Origin of the sequence: Flavobacterium suaedae (assembly GCF_014642915.1) — a bacterium.
Classification (GTDB): Bacteria; Bacteroidota; Bacteroidia; order Flavobacteriales; family Flavobacteriaceae; genus Flavobacterium; species Flavobacterium suaedae.
This window is the reverse complement of sequence record NZ_BMJE01000001.1, coordinates 460,320-477,167: the sequence shown is the minus strand read 5'-3', so window position 1 is coordinate 477,167 and position 16,848 is coordinate 460,320. Positions and strand designations below refer to the sequence as shown.

Annotated in this window: 16 protein-coding genes; 10 read left to right on the top strand and 6 right to left on the bottom strand. The window is 34.2% G+C overall.

Going from position 1 to position 16,848, the window contains the following annotated elements:
• Positions 1 to 31: 31 nt before the first annotated feature.
• The 4 genes from IEW45_RS02215 to uvrA form a co-directional block, all read right to left on the bottom strand.
• Positions 32 to 871: a hypothetical protein gene (locus tag IEW45_RS02215; RefSeq protein WP_188619586.1), complete on the bottom strand. Its 840-nt coding sequence runs from the start codon at positions 869 to 871 to the stop codon at positions 32 to 34.
• A gap of 112 nt (positions 872 to 983) precedes the next feature.
• A complete protein-coding gene (locus tag IEW45_RS02210; protein ID WP_188619585.1) occupies positions 984 to 1,634 on the bottom strand; it encodes a J domain-containing protein in 651 nt (216 codons plus the stop codon).
• A gap of 1 nt (position 1,635) precedes the next feature.
• Positions 1,636 to 2,559, bottom strand: coding sequence for a restriction endonuclease (locus IEW45_RS02205; protein ID WP_188619584.1), 924 nt, complete (start codon positions 2,557 to 2,559; stop codon positions 1,636 to 1,638).
• 68 nt (positions 2,560 to 2,627) lie between these two features.
• The gene (uvrA, locus tag IEW45_RS02200) at positions 2,628 to 5,417 is read right to left on the bottom strand and encodes an excinuclease ABC subunit UvrA (protein ID WP_188619583.1); all 2,790 of its coding nucleotides are present in this window, start codon (positions 5,415 to 5,417) and stop codon (positions 2,628 to 2,630) included.
• Between the two features lie 56 nt (positions 5,418 to 5,473).
• Here uvrA and IEW45_RS02195 point away from each other — a divergent pair, with 56 nt between their 5' ends.
• The 6 genes from IEW45_RS02195 (at position 5,474) to IEW45_RS02170 (ending at position 10,301) form a co-directional block, all read left to right on the top strand.
• Positions 5,474 to 5,992, top strand: a complete 519-nt coding sequence (locus IEW45_RS02195) for a hypothetical protein (protein WP_188619582.1) — start codon at positions 5,474 to 5,476, stop codon at positions 5,990 to 5,992.
• A gap of 18 nt (positions 5,993 to 6,010) precedes the next feature.
• The gene (locus tag IEW45_RS02190; protein WP_188619581.1) at positions 6,011 to 6,781 is read left to right on the top strand and encodes a hypothetical protein; all 771 of its coding nucleotides are present in this window, start codon (positions 6,011 to 6,013) and stop codon (positions 6,779 to 6,781) included.
• Complete coding sequence (locus IEW45_RS02185) at positions 6,778 to 8,067, top strand: ADP-ribosylglycohydrolase family protein (RefSeq protein ID WP_188619580.1); 1,290 nt, start codon at positions 6,778 to 6,780, stop codon at positions 8,065 to 8,067. Before IEW45_RS02190 ends, IEW45_RS02185 begins: the two co-directional genes overlap by 4 nt.
• A gap of 38 nt (positions 8,068 to 8,105) precedes the next feature.
• Positions 8,106 to 9,287, top strand: coding sequence for a YdeI/OmpD-associated family protein (locus IEW45_RS14790; RefSeq protein WP_229665877.1), 1,182 nt, complete (start codon positions 8,106 to 8,108; stop codon positions 9,285 to 9,287).
• A gap of 225 nt (positions 9,288 to 9,512) precedes the next feature.
• Positions 9,513 to 10,097, top strand: coding sequence for an RNA polymerase sigma factor (locus IEW45_RS02175; RefSeq protein ID WP_188619579.1), 585 nt, complete (start codon positions 9,513 to 9,515; stop codon positions 10,095 to 10,097).
• Positions 10,098 to 10,157: 60 nt separating this feature from the next.
• Entirely contained in the window at positions 10,158 to 10,301 is a 144-nt protein-coding gene (locus IEW45_RS02170; RefSeq protein WP_188619578.1) for a hypothetical protein, read from the top strand.
• 21 nt (positions 10,302 to 10,322) lie between these two features.
• Here the strand turns inward: IEW45_RS02170 and IEW45_RS02165 are convergent, their stop codons facing one another.
• Positions 10,323 to 10,982, bottom strand: a complete 660-nt coding sequence (locus IEW45_RS02165; RefSeq protein ID WP_188619577.1) for an endonuclease III domain-containing protein — start codon at positions 10,980 to 10,982, stop codon at positions 10,323 to 10,325.
• Between the two features lie 35 nt (positions 10,983 to 11,017).
• Between IEW45_RS02165 and bcp the strand changes: the two genes are divergently transcribed.
• Together bcp and IEW45_RS02155 are read left to right on the top strand one after the other, a co-directional pair.
• The gene (gene bcp, locus IEW45_RS02160) at positions 11,018 to 11,470 is read left to right on the top strand and encodes a thioredoxin-dependent thiol peroxidase (RefSeq protein WP_188619576.1); all 453 of its coding nucleotides are present in this window, start codon (positions 11,018 to 11,020) and stop codon (positions 11,468 to 11,470) included.
• A 118-nt stretch (positions 11,471 to 11,588) separates the two neighbouring features.
• Complete coding sequence (locus IEW45_RS02155) at positions 11,589 to 12,419, top strand: DUF1206 domain-containing protein (RefSeq protein ID WP_188619575.1); 831 nt, start codon at positions 11,589 to 11,591, stop codon at positions 12,417 to 12,419.
• Positions 12,420 to 12,433: 14 nt separating this feature from the next.
• Here the strand turns inward: IEW45_RS02155 and IEW45_RS02150 are convergent, their stop codons facing one another.
• On the bottom strand, positions 12,434 to 13,540 hold the full coding sequence (locus IEW45_RS02150; protein WP_188619574.1) for a lactonase family protein: 1,107 nt from the start codon (positions 13,538 to 13,540) through the stop codon (positions 12,434 to 12,436).
• Between the two features lie 122 nt (positions 13,541 to 13,662).
• Here IEW45_RS02150 and IEW45_RS02145 point away from each other — a divergent pair, with 122 nt between their 5' ends.
• The gene (locus IEW45_RS02145) at positions 13,663 to 15,591 is read left to right on the top strand and encodes a vWA domain-containing protein (protein WP_188619573.1); all 1,929 of its coding nucleotides are present in this window, start codon (positions 13,663 to 13,665) and stop codon (positions 15,589 to 15,591) included.
• A complete protein-coding gene (locus IEW45_RS02140; protein ID WP_188619572.1) occupies positions 15,588 to 16,844 on the top strand; it encodes a dihydroorotase in 1,257 nt (418 codons plus the stop codon). The genes IEW45_RS02145 and IEW45_RS02140 overlap by 4 nt, the downstream gene beginning before the upstream one ends.
• Positions 16,845 to 16,848: the final 4 nt, after the last annotated feature.

The following is a 16,848-nucleotide window of genomic DNA, read 5'->3' as shown; positions in this document are numbered from 1 at the left end:
AAGTGTAATGTTTTTTATTACTGTTTATTATTTACAACATACCTAATGCTTTTTTTGCATCAGCAATGTCTTTATCTGTAGGCCAGGAATGCTTCCTTTCAACAGCATATCGGGCAGCTAGTTGTTCAAGTCTGTCATAATCTGATACCGGTACCGATACTTGTTTATTGCCTTGCATATAACTAACACTATCCATTCCTCTCATCATATGTGTAAAAGAATTACTGGCTTGTTGTCCTGCTATAGTTTGTGCCCTTTTTGAAAAATCAGGTTGAAAAGCATATCCTAAAGTGTTTAATTGCCCTGCTGAACTGACATCTCCGGACTCTAATAGCATTCGGGTGTCATTTCTATATGTTTCTGATGAAAGCCCTGTAGGACCTATTTGTTTGCTACTACCTGTGCCTACATGATCTCTGTGAGATTGATAGGCTTCCTGATAGGCATATGCATTTCTTTCAAACGCACCGGATTCTTTTCTGGATTGTCCGGAGGTTTGATTAAGTGCTGCAAAGCCGAAGTAATGTTCTGATTGATGCGTTTTTCCGCTAACAGCTTTACCTAGTAATTTCTTTAAACGTTGCTGTTCACTTTTTTTATAACCATGCTGTCCTTCTCTGTATTTAGTTCTTTTTTTTATAGTTTTTGTTACTCCCGGTATTTTTGGTTCATCTTTCTTTTTTTTAATAGACTTAACCAACTGTACTACATTGTTTTGAGGAGTGCAAGTTTCATTTAAGGAAGACTTTAATTTTAGTTGAGCAACTGCTTCAGGACGGTTATCTGTAATTGCAGCAGTATTTTTTGATGTAGTGCTACCTGCTGCAGACTGTTGTTGAACAGTTTGCGACCGTTGTGTATAGGTATTCATAGTTAATTTATTTAGTTGGTATTATAAATTAACGGAATAAAAGTGTATTATACAAGTGATATTTTTTAATAAGTGTTTGAAAGCGAATAACTTTTAAATACATTTTTTTGGTTTATACTACCACAATAAGGAAGATGCAGATACCCAGAAGTATAAAAAATACCGCTAAAGCAGCATAAGGAGTTTCTACATTTTTACCCGGGGTGTTGAATGTATGGGCAGTAGCATCCCCTTCAATAGTCGGGATTTTTTCAAGAAACCAAGGGTTGTTATCAGCCAGCTTGGTGAGTTTATTATATATAATGGCTTTATGGGAATCACTTAAAAAGATACTCGAAACTATTGTTTCATCCATAATAAGGCTATTGGTTGCTAAATCTTCCGATTTTATCATTAACTCAATATTCTTATCAGAAAGTATTTCATTAAGCAGTTTAAAAAGCGCATTTTCGTCAATATGCCCTCCGGCATGGAAAATACGGTCTTTTATTCGTCGTATTAAGTTGAGGAAAGTAGTAGAGGTTATATCCTGAGAGCCTACTTTTTGTCGGTTATATTTCTTTTCAAAATCATAAGCCTCTCTTCGTTCCTCGTCGTAAAGTATATGGTATGCTTCCGCTATTTCTTTAAAACGCTCTTCGCTATGCCTGTCCCCGTTGTTTTTATCAGGATGGTGCTTTACCGCCAGTAACTTATAAGCCTTTTTTATTTCAGCTTGCGAGCTACCGGGTGTAACGCCGAGTATTTTATAGTGGTTTTTCATTTTATTGATTAGCCATAGAATCCCAAAAATCAGTATCCATCTTTTTAATTTCAATGGTTTGTTCTACTTGCATTCCTAATCCATAATCATATATATAAGAAGCTAGATTTTTACCATCAATCAGTACAACGGTCGTGTTACCAAATAAGTTTTCAACATATTCAATTGCTCCTTTTGAAAAATAAGATGTAGTTATAAATACCCCTTTATTTGATTGAGCAACAGCTAAAGCACCTACAAAGCGTTGTATTTCCTCACGTCCTACAGCAATATCAAGTCTGTACCTTTTTGCTTGAATGTTTATTCTGCCAAATCCAAGAATATCCTCTTTTATAATTCCATCTATACCCCCGTCATTAGACTGCTTAGTCACTACTCCAGAGTTTTTAATTTCACCTCCATATCCCATTTTTTGAAGAAGCATTACTACTAGCTTTTCAAAAGCAGCTGGGGTTTTAGTTAGGATAGTAGTAAGAATTTCTTCATAGATAGAATTTCGAATATTATTAAATGATGTATAAAGACCTTCTTGAGGAGTCTGCCTGTCATTTAAATCTATAATTTTTATTTCAGGATTTTTATTTTTCTTTATTTTATCTCGTTTAGCAACTTCTTTATCAACAAACTCATTTATATATTCAGGAGTTTCAGAATTAAACATTGTTACACCCTTCTTGCTTATTTTGTAAATACCCCTTGCGGGTTTATCTAGTAAGCCCGCCATATTAAGATAACTTAATGCCCATGAAATCCTATCATAAAAAATATGACCGTTACCGGATGGATACATTTCATTTATTTCTTCATCGGTTAATTTAAATTCATTTGCTAATGGTTCAAGAAAATCTCTGAGTTTCATAGAACGTCCGTCTGAAAGAAGTCTTAAAGCGGAGATTCTTAATTCATGATATTTTGGAATTGCCATAACTATATATTAAGTTGGAATAAATAAAGTAAGGAAAACTTTTACTTTTTATAAAAATATTAAAATTATTACAACTTCTCTCTCAAATACTCTCCTGTAACTGATTTACTGTTTTTAGCAATTTGTTCCGGTGTGCCAAAAGCAACCAAATGTCCGCCGTTTTCGCCACCTTCCGGGCCTATATCAATAATATAGTCGGCGCATTTTATAAGGTCTAAATTATGCTCAATCACTATAATGGAATGTCCTTTATCTAAAAGCGCTTCAAAAGAGGCTAATAGCTTTTTAATATCGTGAAAGTGCAACCCCGTAGTAGGTTCATCAAACACAAAAAGTACTTTATCTTTAGTCGTACCTTTTACAAGGAAAGACGCCAGTTTAATACGCTGTGCCTCACCACCCGAAAGGGTAGAGGACGACTGCCCTAACTGAACATAGCCCAAACCAACATCCTGTAACGGCTGTAGCTTCTGAATAATTTTGGTTTGCTTGTGCTCACTAAAAAAAGCGACAGCATCATCAATAGTCATAGTCAGGATATCATCAATATTCTTATCTTTAAAAGTAACCTCCAGTATTTCCTTTTTAAAACGTTTACCGTTACAAGTTTCACACTCCAGGTGAACATCCGCCATAAACTGCATTTCGATAGTCACTTCGCCTTCACCTTTGCAGGTTTCGCAACGTCCGCCATCTACGTTAAAAGAGAAATGCTTTGGTTTGTACCCGCGTATTTTAGAGATTTTTTGTTTAGAGAATAAATCCCTTATGTCATCATACGCTTTTATATAGGTTACAGGGTTAGAACGCGAACTACGCCCGATAGGGTTTTGGTCAACGTACTCAATATGTTTAATATGCGAATAGCTACCCCTTAACTCTGTAAACTGACCTGCTTTTTCGCCTACGCTTTCCAGCTTTTTTTGCAGGGCAGGGAATAGTATTTTTTTAACCAATGTACTTTTACCACTACCCGAAACACCTGTTATTACCGTAAGGCAATCGAGCGGGAAAGTAACATCTATATTTTTTAGGTTGTTTTCGCGTGCGCCAACTACATCAATATGGTGTTTAAACTTTCTGCGTTTTTTGGGCAAAGCTATTTCCATTTCGCCATTCAGGTATTGGGCTGTAAGCGAATCAGACTTTAAAATCTCTTTATACGTGCCTTGTGCTACTACATTACCGCCCAGTGTTCCCGCTTCGGGACCTATGTCAATAATCATATCGGCAGCTTTCATAATATCTTCGTCATGTTCTACTACAATAACGGTATTACCCAAATCACGTAGATTTAGGAGTACTTTAACCAGCCTTTCGGTGTCTTTTGGGTGTAGCCCTATACTAGGCTCATCCAGTATATACATAGAGCCTACCAAGCTACTGCCCAGTGATGTTGCCAGGTTTATACGCTGCGATTCCCCTCCTGATAGTGTAGCCGATTTACGATTTAGGGTAAGGTAATCTAACCCCACTTCCTGTAAAAAGTGTAAACGGTTATTTATTTCAATAAGCAGTCGTTTGGCTACTTTTTGGTCGTATTCGTTAAGCTCTAAGCCATCAAAAAACGGAATAAGATTTTTAATAGGCAGGTCAACAAGGTCGGATATTGTTCTGTTACCTACTTTTATATAATTAGCTTCGGGGCGTAAACGCTTACCGTTACAAACATTACATTTGGTTTTACCACGATAACGCGAAAGCATTACACGGTTTTGAATTTTATAATTCTTTTCTTCCAGTTCTTTAAAAAAGTCATTAAGTCCTGTAAAGTATTTATTGCCTTCCCAGATTAACAGGCGGTCTTTTTCTGATAATTCAAAATAAGGCTTATGTATCGGGAAATCGAATTTATGGCTATTATTTACCAATTGATCTTTATACCAACTCATACTCTCGCCACGCCAAGGGTATATAGCACTTTCGTAAACCGATAGTGATGTATTGGGTACTACTAAGTCTTCATCTATACCAATAATGCTGCCGTAACCTTCGCAGGCAGGGCAAGCTCCATAAGGATTGTTAAAACTGAACAAGTGAACATTAGGCTCTAAAAAAGCCATACCGTCCAGTTCAAACTTATTACTATACGTAACACGCTCCCCTGATTTTAGTTCTTGCAAAAAACATTCACCTTTACCTTCGTAAAAAGCAGTTTGTACGGCATCGGCAAGCCTGTTATAAAATTCTTCTTCCTCTTTTACCACAATACGGTCAATTACCAGTAAAACCTCTTTATTGGTAAAATCTACATGCTCTATTTCATCTAAGCGGATAGTTTCGTTATCTACCAATATACGTGCGAAACCTTGTTGTAATAGTACACCAAGTTTTTCTTCTATACTACGACCTTTTTCGGTATGCACTGGTGCTAATAGTAACCAGCGGGTGTTTAGCTCTTTGCTTTTTATTTCTTCCACTACATCAGTTACCGTATCTTTTTTAACCTCTCTGCCTGAAACAGGGGAGTAGGTACGTCCCACACGGGCAAACAGTAGTTTTAAGTAATCGTATATCTCGGTACTGGTACCAACGGTACTGCGGGCATTGGTAGTGTTTACTTTTTGCTCTATAGCAATAGCGGGTGCTATACCTTTTATATATTCTACTTTTGGTTTATCCAATCGTCCTAAAAACTGACGTGCATAACTGGAAAGGCTTTCCACATAGCGGCGTTGTCCCTCGGCATATAGTGTGTCAAATGCAAGGCTTGATTTACCCGAACCCGAAAGCCCTGTTACCACTACCAGTTTATTACGGGGTATAGCAACATCTATATTTTTAAGGTTGTGCAGTTGCGCGCCTTTTATCAGTATGTTTTTCTTTGGTTCTAGTGTAGATATATCGGTTTTCGTCATAGCAAAAAGTGTAATGTGCAAAAGTACTGTTTTTACAGGAAAATTTTGTTAAGGGAATGAGAAAGGGAAGTGGTATATTTGATTGCTATCTTTATATCATTTTAAACCGACCAGTGAATTACTTTATAACATTCTGTTTTATACTATCTCGTTATTCGCCTCCTAGTTGGGATAGAAATAATTATTCAGGTGGTGTAAAAACTATAACAGTATCTACAACCTGTATACTCATTTTGTTATATATAGTATACTCACGAAGAAGAGATAAAAAGAAACAAAGGGAACGCGAAATCCAATTTATAAATACTATTAAGGCAGAGGGAATTAAAATTACTATCGGTGCTGATAAGTGTAAAATTATAAGTGAAAAATATAAAGAAACTGAAGATTATTATATAGAATGTCTGGCTAAAGTAAATTTTACTCAAAAGCTATTTAAAAGTAAGGCGATAAAAATGGATAAGAAAACTTTAGAAATAAAGTTATACAATAAAAAAGAAATAGACATTTACTATAATCCGCGCAATAAAAAATGCTTTTTTGACCTTGATTTTCTTAATGATACATCAAGTTGATTTTAAATACTGTACTATATGAAACAAATAACCATTTATCTTATCCTACTTGTTTTAGTGTCATGTAATAAAGTAAAAAATATTGACGAAAATAAAGATGAAATTATAAAAGAGAATGATTCCGAAGTTTCTGTTAAACCTGAAATTAAAAAAGAAATAATTATTAGAGAAGACACCTTGCGAATTTCTGAAAGAGTATTCTATAAATATCAGCAATATTTTGATGAAATAAATGATGGTTTTATTAAAAATCCGGAAACAACCTATTTAATTTTATCAGGATGTTGTATTGAGGGATATGAAGATTTGAGATATGAATTTACAAGCGAAGCAGGACAAGATGTGTATTACGTCTTATACAGTCATTTTTTAAAACAGAAAAATGCAGAAGAGGAATATAAAGAAGAAAGAGAAAATCTTATCAAAATTTTTCAATATATAAATTCTATATATGGAAGTCTAAATTATGGAGGAACTTATTTTGGTCATCAAATGAGCAGAATATATGGCAAAGTTGAGTATAGTGTTTACCTGTATAAAAACAATAAAGATGTTTATGAAAAAAAGTATAAAATTGATAAGCAAAAGAAACTATATATAGACAGACTACGTCAACTTGTTTTAGATGAAGAAAAGCATGATTTTAATACATTAGGTGAAGAAAAGACTAAAAGACGTGAAGAACTCATGACAATTATAAACCAACTTAATATTTTGATTACGAATTATTTTTATTTGAAAGAAGCACAAAAATTTGAACATTCCAATTATTACATTAGCTCGATATGACATTTACTTATACCCAAGATATAAAATCAGCACTTTTAGGGGTTGCTGTAGGTGATGCAATTGGCGTACCTGTAGAGTTTAAAGACCGTGATTATTTAAAGCGTTTTCCTGTACATGATATGTTGGCTTTTGGTACACATCATCAACCGGCAGGCACGTTTTCTGACGATACTTCGCTTACACTGTGTCTAGCAGAGGCTTTAACTAAAGATTATAACTTAACTGAAATAGCATACAATTTTATAGCATGGTATAAGGAGGGTTACTGGGCAGCACATGGAAAGGTTTTCGATATAGGTATTGCTACAAGGCAGGCTATAAACAAATTAGCAGAAGATGCTTCTTCGCCTGAGCTAGCCGGTGGGAGTGATGAATATTCAAATGGAAATGGTTCGTTAATGAGAATATTGCCGTTGGTTTTTTACATAAAAAATAAACCTATTAATGAACGTTGGGAAATTACCAAACAAGTTTCATCTATTACTCATGGGCATATCCGCTCTGTAATAGCTTGTTTTTATTATCTGGAATTTGCAAGGTATTTAGTATCAGTTTCAGAGATAGAAAGAACAAATGAGTTCGCAAAAACTATTTATAATAAGCTAAAAGATGAAATCCCTGAATTTCTTAAAAACATACATATTACTGAAAAAGAAATATCGTTTTTTGACAGGTTATTGAAAAATGATATTTGGAATTTACCTGAGAATGAAATACAGAGTAGCGGTTATGTTTTACATACTTTAGAAGCATCTTTCTGGTGTTTATTTAATTTTAAAAGTTATAAAGACTGTGTTTTAAATGCCGTAAACCTAGGAGAAGATACTGATACTACCGCTGCTGTAGCAGGAGGTCTTGCAGGTTTACTGTATGGTGTAGAAAATATTCCTGTACAATGGTTAAACCAACTGGCTAAAAAAGAATTAATAAGTGATTTATCTGAAAGATTTATCAAAAAACTACAAATTGATTCTTGTGATTTTATAGCCACTTTAGTGTATAAAACTGCAGAAGAGGGAGGGAGAAAGACTTATGCAATATCAGGATACCGTCCTGCAGTAAAGTTTCCTTTCGATAAAATGATGACAACAGGTATGCAAGTTTTCATTAATAAAAAAATAGTTAACCCCGGAGAAACTATTGATGTAGCTATAAAAATACTTGCAGTGGATTATTTCGAGAAAAGTTTGGCTGTAGGAATGGAGTTTGATGCCCGTGAAGGAAGTGTAATTGTAGCTACAGGCATAATTAATAAAATACTGAATGAAAAACTTGTAAAACAATGATTAAAAGATATTTAACTGGCTTTTGTTTAGTTCTATTAATGACTTTTATTAGTTGTAATAATAAAGAAGAACATGTAACACTTACTGTTGAAAATGAGTATATATCCTATGTTGATTCTTCTGAAACTATACAGTTTAATAATTATAAAAATGATAGTATAAGAAAGAAAGCAACGAATGTAATTACATACACTATTAATAACCCGACAGATAAAAAACTACTATTTATAATTGATAGAGAAACAGTTGAACCAATGTTTTCTGAAACATATTCAAGATCTGTTTGTCCGGGATTTTATATAAGAGATAAAAATGATAAACTTATGAAACCTGCACCAGGAATTGCGGATAATTTTGATATAATGAACTGTACTGATTGTAGAGGATGGGTAATTACACATAGAATGGATGATTATGAAAAGTTAGGGATTACTAAATCTTATTCGAGGAAAGTGGATAATTATCTCCGAAATAGTGTAACTGTATATCCCGGCGAAACAAAAACTTTTAAGTCTATAATAATGTTTCCCATTTTTTTAGAACTTAATACAGAAGGTTTTGGGGGAGGAATTTTAAGGTATAAGAGTTTAAATGATGCTAATACTTTCCAACTTTTTTATGAATTTCATGCAGATGAATATAAAAATGTATTGCCGAAATACATTCTTGAAGAGATAGAAAATAATGAAACAGAGTTTTTTGATGGTAGATTATTATCAAATAAAGTACCTCTTAAAAAATATAATAAATTGGATATTTTGTTAATAAATAAAACCTGTCTACTCGAAAAATTTCCCGGTAAGGGAGGGTGGACGTATGCCCGAATGCCTGAAATAAAAGCCGATAAAACAAAACAGTTTGGTATGGTACGGGTAAAGGGCACTATTGACGATTATGAAATAAATAATTATAACTTGATGCCTATGGGCAATGGTGAGTTGTTTTTACCTGTAAAAGCTGCTATACGAAAAAAGATAAAAAAGGAAGCAGGCGGCTATGTAAATATTGCACTATACTTGGACAATGCTCCTGTTGTGATACCTGAAGAAATTAAACTTTGTTTACAAAATGAACCTAATGCTTATGAAACCTTTTGTAGTTATACCGATGGTGAACAAAAAGCTTTTATAGATTGGATATACGCTGCAAAGCAGGAAAAGACTAAAGTAAAACGTATTGTAACAATGCTGAAAAAAATAGAAAAACACGAAAAAGTATAGTAAATTTCAATAAAAAAAGTGTGCTGTTTTTATTATTTTTAACAGATTTTATTGCGTTTTAAATGTTAAAGTTTAAGTTTTGTGTTGCTATTAACAAAACTTTTATAGTATATTTGATTCATTATTAACCAGAATTACTATTTGCCTATAAGCGAAAAACTACTTTTTAGAGAACTGTAAGTTCTATTTATCGAAAACACGAATCAAAAACTAAAAAGTTGTGCTATGGCTAATGTTGTAATCCCAGATGCGGCTCTGGTTAAAAACTACATAGGTGGAGACGAAAACGCTCTTGCCTGCTTAATCAAGAGACACCAATCAAAAATCTACGGTTTTATCTATTCAAAAGTAACTGACAGAGATATTGCAGAAGATATCTTCCAGGATACTTTCATTAAGGTAATCAAAACACTTAAATCGAATAACTATAATGAGGAAGGTAAATTCCTGCCTTGGGTTATGCGTATTTCTCACAACCTTATTGTAGATCACTTCAGGAAAAACAAAAAAATGCCAATGTTTCGTGAAACAGAGGAGTTTTCTATTTTCTCTATTATGAGTGATAATAGCCCGAATGTAGAAAGTACTATGATAACAAATCAGGTAGAGAGCGATGTGCAAAAGCTTATTGAAGAGTTACCTGAAGACCAAAAACAAGTATTATTGATGCGTATGTACCAGGATATGAGTTTTAAGGAAATAGCTGAAAGTACAGGGGTTAGCATTAATACTGCTTTAGGCAGAATGCGCTATGCGATTATGAATTTGAGGAAAGTTATAGAAAAAAATAATATTGTTTTGACAAATTAAACAATAATAGGAACTTGCTTTGCGTTATATAGAAAATGTAAACAAAAACAACTTCTATATATGGCAAAAATTTACTCTAAAGAAAAATTACAAGTTCCTAATATGCTACCTAAGAAAGAAACGATTGATTTTCTTCTTAACTATTCTAAGTCGCTTACTATAGTTAAGACTTCTAACGGTACGTTTGAGAACATTGCTAATTAACAAGCAAAAATAAAGCCTCCTTTATCGGGAGGCTTTTTTATTATATTCGTTTATTACACTTTTTCTGCCTATAGTGCGGGTAATAATATCTTTATTTAAATTCCAGCCACGTGCAGGTGAGTATTCCCTGCCATACCATATTATTTGCAGGTGGAGCTTATTCCACAACTCTTCAGGAAATAAACGTTTAGCATCTTTTTCTGTTTGTACAACATTTTTACCATTACTAAAGCCCCAGCGGTACATTAATCGGTGTATGTGTGTATCAACAGGAAAAGCAGGTATACCAAAAGCCTGACTCATTACAACACTCGCAGTTTTATGCCCAACAGCAGGTAAGGCTTCTAAATCTTCAAAATTAGCAGGAACTTCGCCATTGTGCTTTTCAATTAATATTTTCGAGAGCCCATGTATTCCTTTTGATTTCATAGGAGAAAGCCCTACCGGTTTTATAATTTCGCGTATTTCATCTACCGAGAGTTTAACCATGTCATAGGGGTTATCAGCCCTCTCAAAAAGTAAAGGAGTGATTTGGTTTACCCGTACATCGGTACTTTGCGCAGACATTAGTACGGCAATTAATAAGGTATAAGGATCTTTATGGTCCAGTGGTATGGGTATTGTAGGGTAAATATCGTTTAACGTATCTATAACAAAATTTACCTTTTCAGCTTTTGTCATTTTTAGTAATTTTATAAAAAAACAAATATACATTTATGACTACATTAAAAAAAGGAGATAAAGCTCCTGATTTTTCAGGTATTGACCAAGATGGTAAAGCACATAAACTAAGTGACTATAAAGGTAAAAAGGTAGTATTGTTTTTTTACCCAAAAGCTAATACCCCCGGGTGTACAAGCGAAGCTTGCGACTTACGCGATAATTATGAGCGATTTGTAGACAATAATTATGAACTGATAGGTGTGAGTGGCGATAACCAAAAAGCACAAGGCAAATTTAGAGACAAATATGAGTTGCCATTCTCTTTACTCGCAGACGAAAATAAAGATGTGATTCATGCTTTTGGGGTATGGGGTCCTAAAAAGTTTATGGGACGCGAGTATGAAGGTATTCACCGAACAACTTTTATAATAAATGAAGAAGGTATCATAGATGAAGTAATTGAAAAGGTTAAAACCAAAGAACATGCTTCACAGATATTAAAATAAAAAAAGCAGCCAACAGGCTGCTTTTTTTATTTATTCATTAGTCTTTGTTTAGCATATTGTTAAGAGCTTTGCAGTAGCATATGGTATATCTTTGAAAATAAGCTTTAATTGATTTATCATGTCTACAATTACTTCAAATCCATCAGTATCTAAAAATAAAATAAAACCTGTAGCCAAGGCAGGTTTCGTCGCAAAAGGAATTGTGTATTGCCTATTGGGGGCTTTAACTTTTATGGCTGCATTTAATATTAATGGGCAGTCTACAAAAGAAACAGGCAAGGGAGGGGTTTTTGACTTTCTGTATCAGCAAACAGGAGGGCAAATAATGCTCGGCATACTTGCACTGGGTTTGGTTTGCTATTGCATTTGGCGATTTGTAGAAGCATTTAGCAAAAAAGATACGGATAAAAAATCTAAAAAGTATATTAAAACATTCCGATATATTTTTAGTGCCGTGGCTTACGGCGTATTGGCATACAGGGTGATCAAAAAACTTATATCCGGCATATCATCCTCATCATCTGATAGCGGAGGTAATAGCACACAACAAAATGTTGCCCAAGAACTGTTAAGTAAACCTTTCGGTCAGATTTTGGTAGGTATTGCGGCAGCGATATTATTAGGGGTTGGTATTTATCAGATATATTACGGCTATTCAGAAAAATATAAAAAGCATGTTGACAAAACTGTAGAAAAGGGGAGGAAGATAATGCTTAATTCCGGTAAAATGGGATACATTGCCAGGGGAGTAGTATGGTTATTGTTGGCCTGGCTTTTTGCAAAAGCAGCTATTGATGCTAATGCCAGTAAAGCCGGTGATACCGCTAAAGCATTTAGTTATTTAAAAGATGTGGAATACGGTCCTTACCTTTTAGCAGCAGTAGGCTTTGGTTTAATATGTTATGGCGTATTTAGTTTTGTAAGAGCCAGATATGAAAAATTTGCTTAACGAAAACAGAAAGTTTATTTACTTTTAGTAAAAACCAAGCAAACCGGCTGGCATACTTCTACACGGTTTCCGGTATCTTCCAGCATACCTGTAGCTTTATCTCTTTTAAAAATTACTATATTATTACTTATTTGGTTAGCTACCAAAATAAACTGTTCGTTAGGGTCAATAGTAAAGTGACGTGGCGCAATACCTTCGGTACTTATTTGTTGTATCAGATTTATTTTTCCGTTTGCGTGTACTTTAAATACAGATATATTGTTAGCACCACCTCGGTTTGTGGCATATATATACTTACCGTCTTTTGTAATTTGTATTTCGGCAGCACTGTTATCTTCCGTGTGCATACCCTCAGGTTGTACTGTTAAATCCTGCACATTTGCCATATTACCATCTTTATAGTAATATGCAGAAAGTGTTCCGTCCAGTTCGTGTAAAGTGTATAAAAATGTATTGTTAGGATTAAAAACCAAATGACGCGGTCCGCTACCTTTTTTTACATCTTTTACATCTTGCTCTACCAATGTTTCTTTACCTCCGTCAGGGTCATAGTCATATATGTATATTTCATCTGTACCTAAGTCAGTAGCCAAAACATATTTCTTGTCAGGAGAAAATTGCACCATGTGTACATGAGAGCTTTTCTGTCTTGGATGCATACTGTTACCACTATGTATTACAACTTGTTTAGCATCGGTAAGTTCCCCTTTTTTATTACGACCAAAAACAACAATATTACCACTGGTATAGTTAGCTATAATTACATTTTTTTCATCGCTTATTATATGGCAAGGGTCTTCGCCTTTTGCATTTTTTTTATCTATTAAGTCAAGTTTCCCTTCAGCCGGCATATATTGAAAAGCACTAACACTACTTTTTTTGCCACTCTCGTTTACTGCATATACTGTTTTCTCATCAGCAGAGACAGTTAAAAAACTGGGGTTATCTACGTTCTTGGTGCTTCCCTTTAATTTTAGCTCTCCGCTCGAAGCATCGTAGCCGTATACATAAATACCGTCACTTTCACATTTATTAGTATAAGTACCTACTAAAAGGTTATAATCATTTTGAGCATTTACACTAATGCATAACAGTAATGCAGCTATTTTTAATAATTTCATGGCTTCTTAATTTTTTTTGCGAAAAACAAAAATAAGAATTTAAACGGTAACTATATATTTATAGCTGTTTGTATCTTTAGGCTTCGAATAAAAATTAGTATTTTTGACAAACTTTAAGACGAATGCAGTTTAAACACCCGGAAATCCTTTACTTTCTTTTTCTGTTGGTAATTCCCATACTGGTTCATTTATTTCAATTACGCCGTTTTCAAAAGCAAAATTTTACAAACGTTAAGTTTTTAAAAGAGTTGAGCCTGCAAACCCGTAAAAGTTCAGTTATTAAAAAATGGCTGTTACTTTTTACTAGGTTGTTATTACTTACTGCAATTATTATTGCTTTTGCCCAGCCTTATTTTAAAGCGGAAGATAGCGAAAGTGCAGCTAATGAAATGGTAATATTGCTGGATAATTCTTTTTCTATGCAGGCAAAAGGCAGTAAAGGAGAACTTTTAAAAAGAGCTATACAGGACATATTGGAGAATACACCTGATGATAAGCAATTTTCATTAATTACAAATACTACTGTCTTTTGGGATACTGACGTAAAATCAGTACAAAAGGAATTACAGAGTTTAGAGTATTCGGATGTTGCTTTTCGACCTGACTTTTTACTGACAAAGGCACAAGCCAAAAAGCCTAATACAACTAAGGATATTATTACAATTACTGATGCTGTAAATATGGACAGTAAATACCTGAATGATTTAAATGCTGATGCTTCTACTTATTTTATAGTACCGGAAGCTGAGAATAAAAATAACATAACTATTGATAGTGTCTATATAGCACAGGCACTGGATAACTTTTACGAAATAAAAGTAACCATGCAGGCTTATGGTACTGTTGAAGAAGAAACCCCAATAGCCTTATACAATGGCAATAAACTACAGGCTAAAACAGTAGTAAACTTTACCGAGCCAAAGCAGGAAGCTACTTTTACCATACCTAAAGCAGATTTTAACGGTTATGTTAGTGTAACAGATAACAACCTGGCTTATGACAATAAATACTATTTCAGTATAACTGAACCTGAAAAGCAGAATGTAATTGCAATAGGTGAAACAGCTAAAAATAACTTCCTGTCACGTATTTATACTACTGAGGAATATAATTTTACAGCTACAGAACTAAGTACGCTGGATTATAATATTCTTGAAAAGCAAGATGCTGTAATATTAAATGAGCTGACTGAAATTCCGCAGTCGCTTATTACTACTTTAAAATCATATTACGATAGTGGATTGAATATAGTAATACTACCTAACGCTAAAAGCAGTGCGCAAAACTTAAATCAGTTATTAAGTGCATTTAGTAGTACTACATATAGTGCTGTAAAGAGTACAGAAAAGCAAGTAACTAAAATAGCATTTAGTCACCCATTGTACAGAACTGTTTTTGAAAAGCAAATATCTAATTTCCAATATCCTAAGGTGAGCGCAGGCTTTACATTAAGAGGTAATGCTTTACCTGTGCTTACGTATGATGATGGTTCACTATTTCTGGCATCGGTAACCAATGGAGTGGGTAATGTATACGTTTTTGCAGCTCCTGTAAATACCGATAATAGTAATTTCCAGAACTCTCCGCTTATAGTGCCTACATTTATTAATATGGCACAGAATAGCAATACTACCGGAGTTAGTGCTATTACTATCGGTAAAAGTGAGAGCATTTTTATTGATGCTTTACTATCTAAAGATGAGGTTGTAACGGTACGTAGTGAAAACAGTGATTTTATACCAATGCAGCAGGTTTTAAACAATAAAGTAAAACTGTCATTTGGTAATTATCCTGAAAAAGCGGGTAACTATACCATTTATAAGGATAACGAGCCATTGAAAAATATTAGCTTTAATTACAGCAGGAATGAGAGTAATTTAAATCTGCAAAATAAAGCCATACTGAAAGAGTATAACATAGCCAATTCTGTAGAAGAGGTGTATACCGATATGCAATCGAAAAGAACAGCCGATGAATTATGGAAGTGGTTTGTTATAGCGACACTAATCTTTTTGTTACTGGAACTTTTTATACAAAAATTTGTAAAATGAATTTACTTTTTAAAAATGCCACGATAATAGATAAACACAGTCAGTACAATAATGAGACTGTAGATATTAAGGTTGAAAACGGCATTATTAGTAAAATAGGGGCGAACCTAGCGGAAGAATCACATTTAGAAGTTATAGAGCTGCCTAATCTGCATGTTTCACGTGGATGGTTTGATAGCTCTGTAAGTTTTGGAGAACCGGGTTACGAGAACAGAGAAACCATAGCTAACGGACTTAATACTGCTGCATTAAGCGGTTTTACTGATGTAGCTATACAACCCACAGGACATCCCGTTGCAGATACTCAGGCAGATATTCATTTCCTTAAAGGTAAAGCAACAGGACATGCTACACGAGTACACCCAATAGGAGCATTAACAAAAGGCAGCGAAGGCGCAGATATGGCAGAGCTTTTTGATATGAAAAATGCAGGAGCAGTAGCTTTTGGTGATTATAACAAATCATTATCGGATGCTAATCTTTTAAAAATAGCATTACAATACGTTCAGGATTTTAATGGGTTATTAATTGCTTTTGCTCAGGACAGTAAAATAAAAGGTAAAGGAATAGTACACGAAGGTGAAGTAAGCACCAAGTTGGGGCTTAAAGGTATTCCTGCCCTTGCAGAAGAATTACAAATAGTAAGAAACTTATTCCTTTTAGAATATACAGGTGGTAAAATGCATATACCAACCGTTTCTACAGCAAAATCAGTACAGCTTGTAAGAGAAGCTAAAGCCAAAGGTTTAAATGTAACCTGTAGTGTAAGCGTACACCATTTATTCCTTACGGATGAAGAACTTACCGGTTTTGACGCAAACTATAAAGTTATGCCACCGTTACGCCCTGAAAGCGAACGCAAAGCATTGCTTGAAGGTGTTATTGACGGGACTATTGATTTAGTTACCTCTGACCATAACCCTATGGATATAGAAAATAAAAAACTGGAGTTTGATTTGGCTAAGGATGGTACAATAGGACTGGAAAGTGCTTTTGGTGCATTAAATACACTTTTACCTTTGGAAACTGTTATTGAAAAACTAACAGCAGGTAAAGAGTTATTTAGTGTTGAAGACCATGTTATAGCCGAAGGGAAACCGGCTTCGTTTACGTTGTTTAATCCAAATGAAGACTATACATTTGGTAAAGAGCATATTCTTTCAAAATCTAAAAATTCAGCTTTTTTAGGTAAAAAGTTAAAAGGAAAAGTATACGGAATAGGCAGTAACGGAAAAATAATTTTAAAAGAATAAAAAC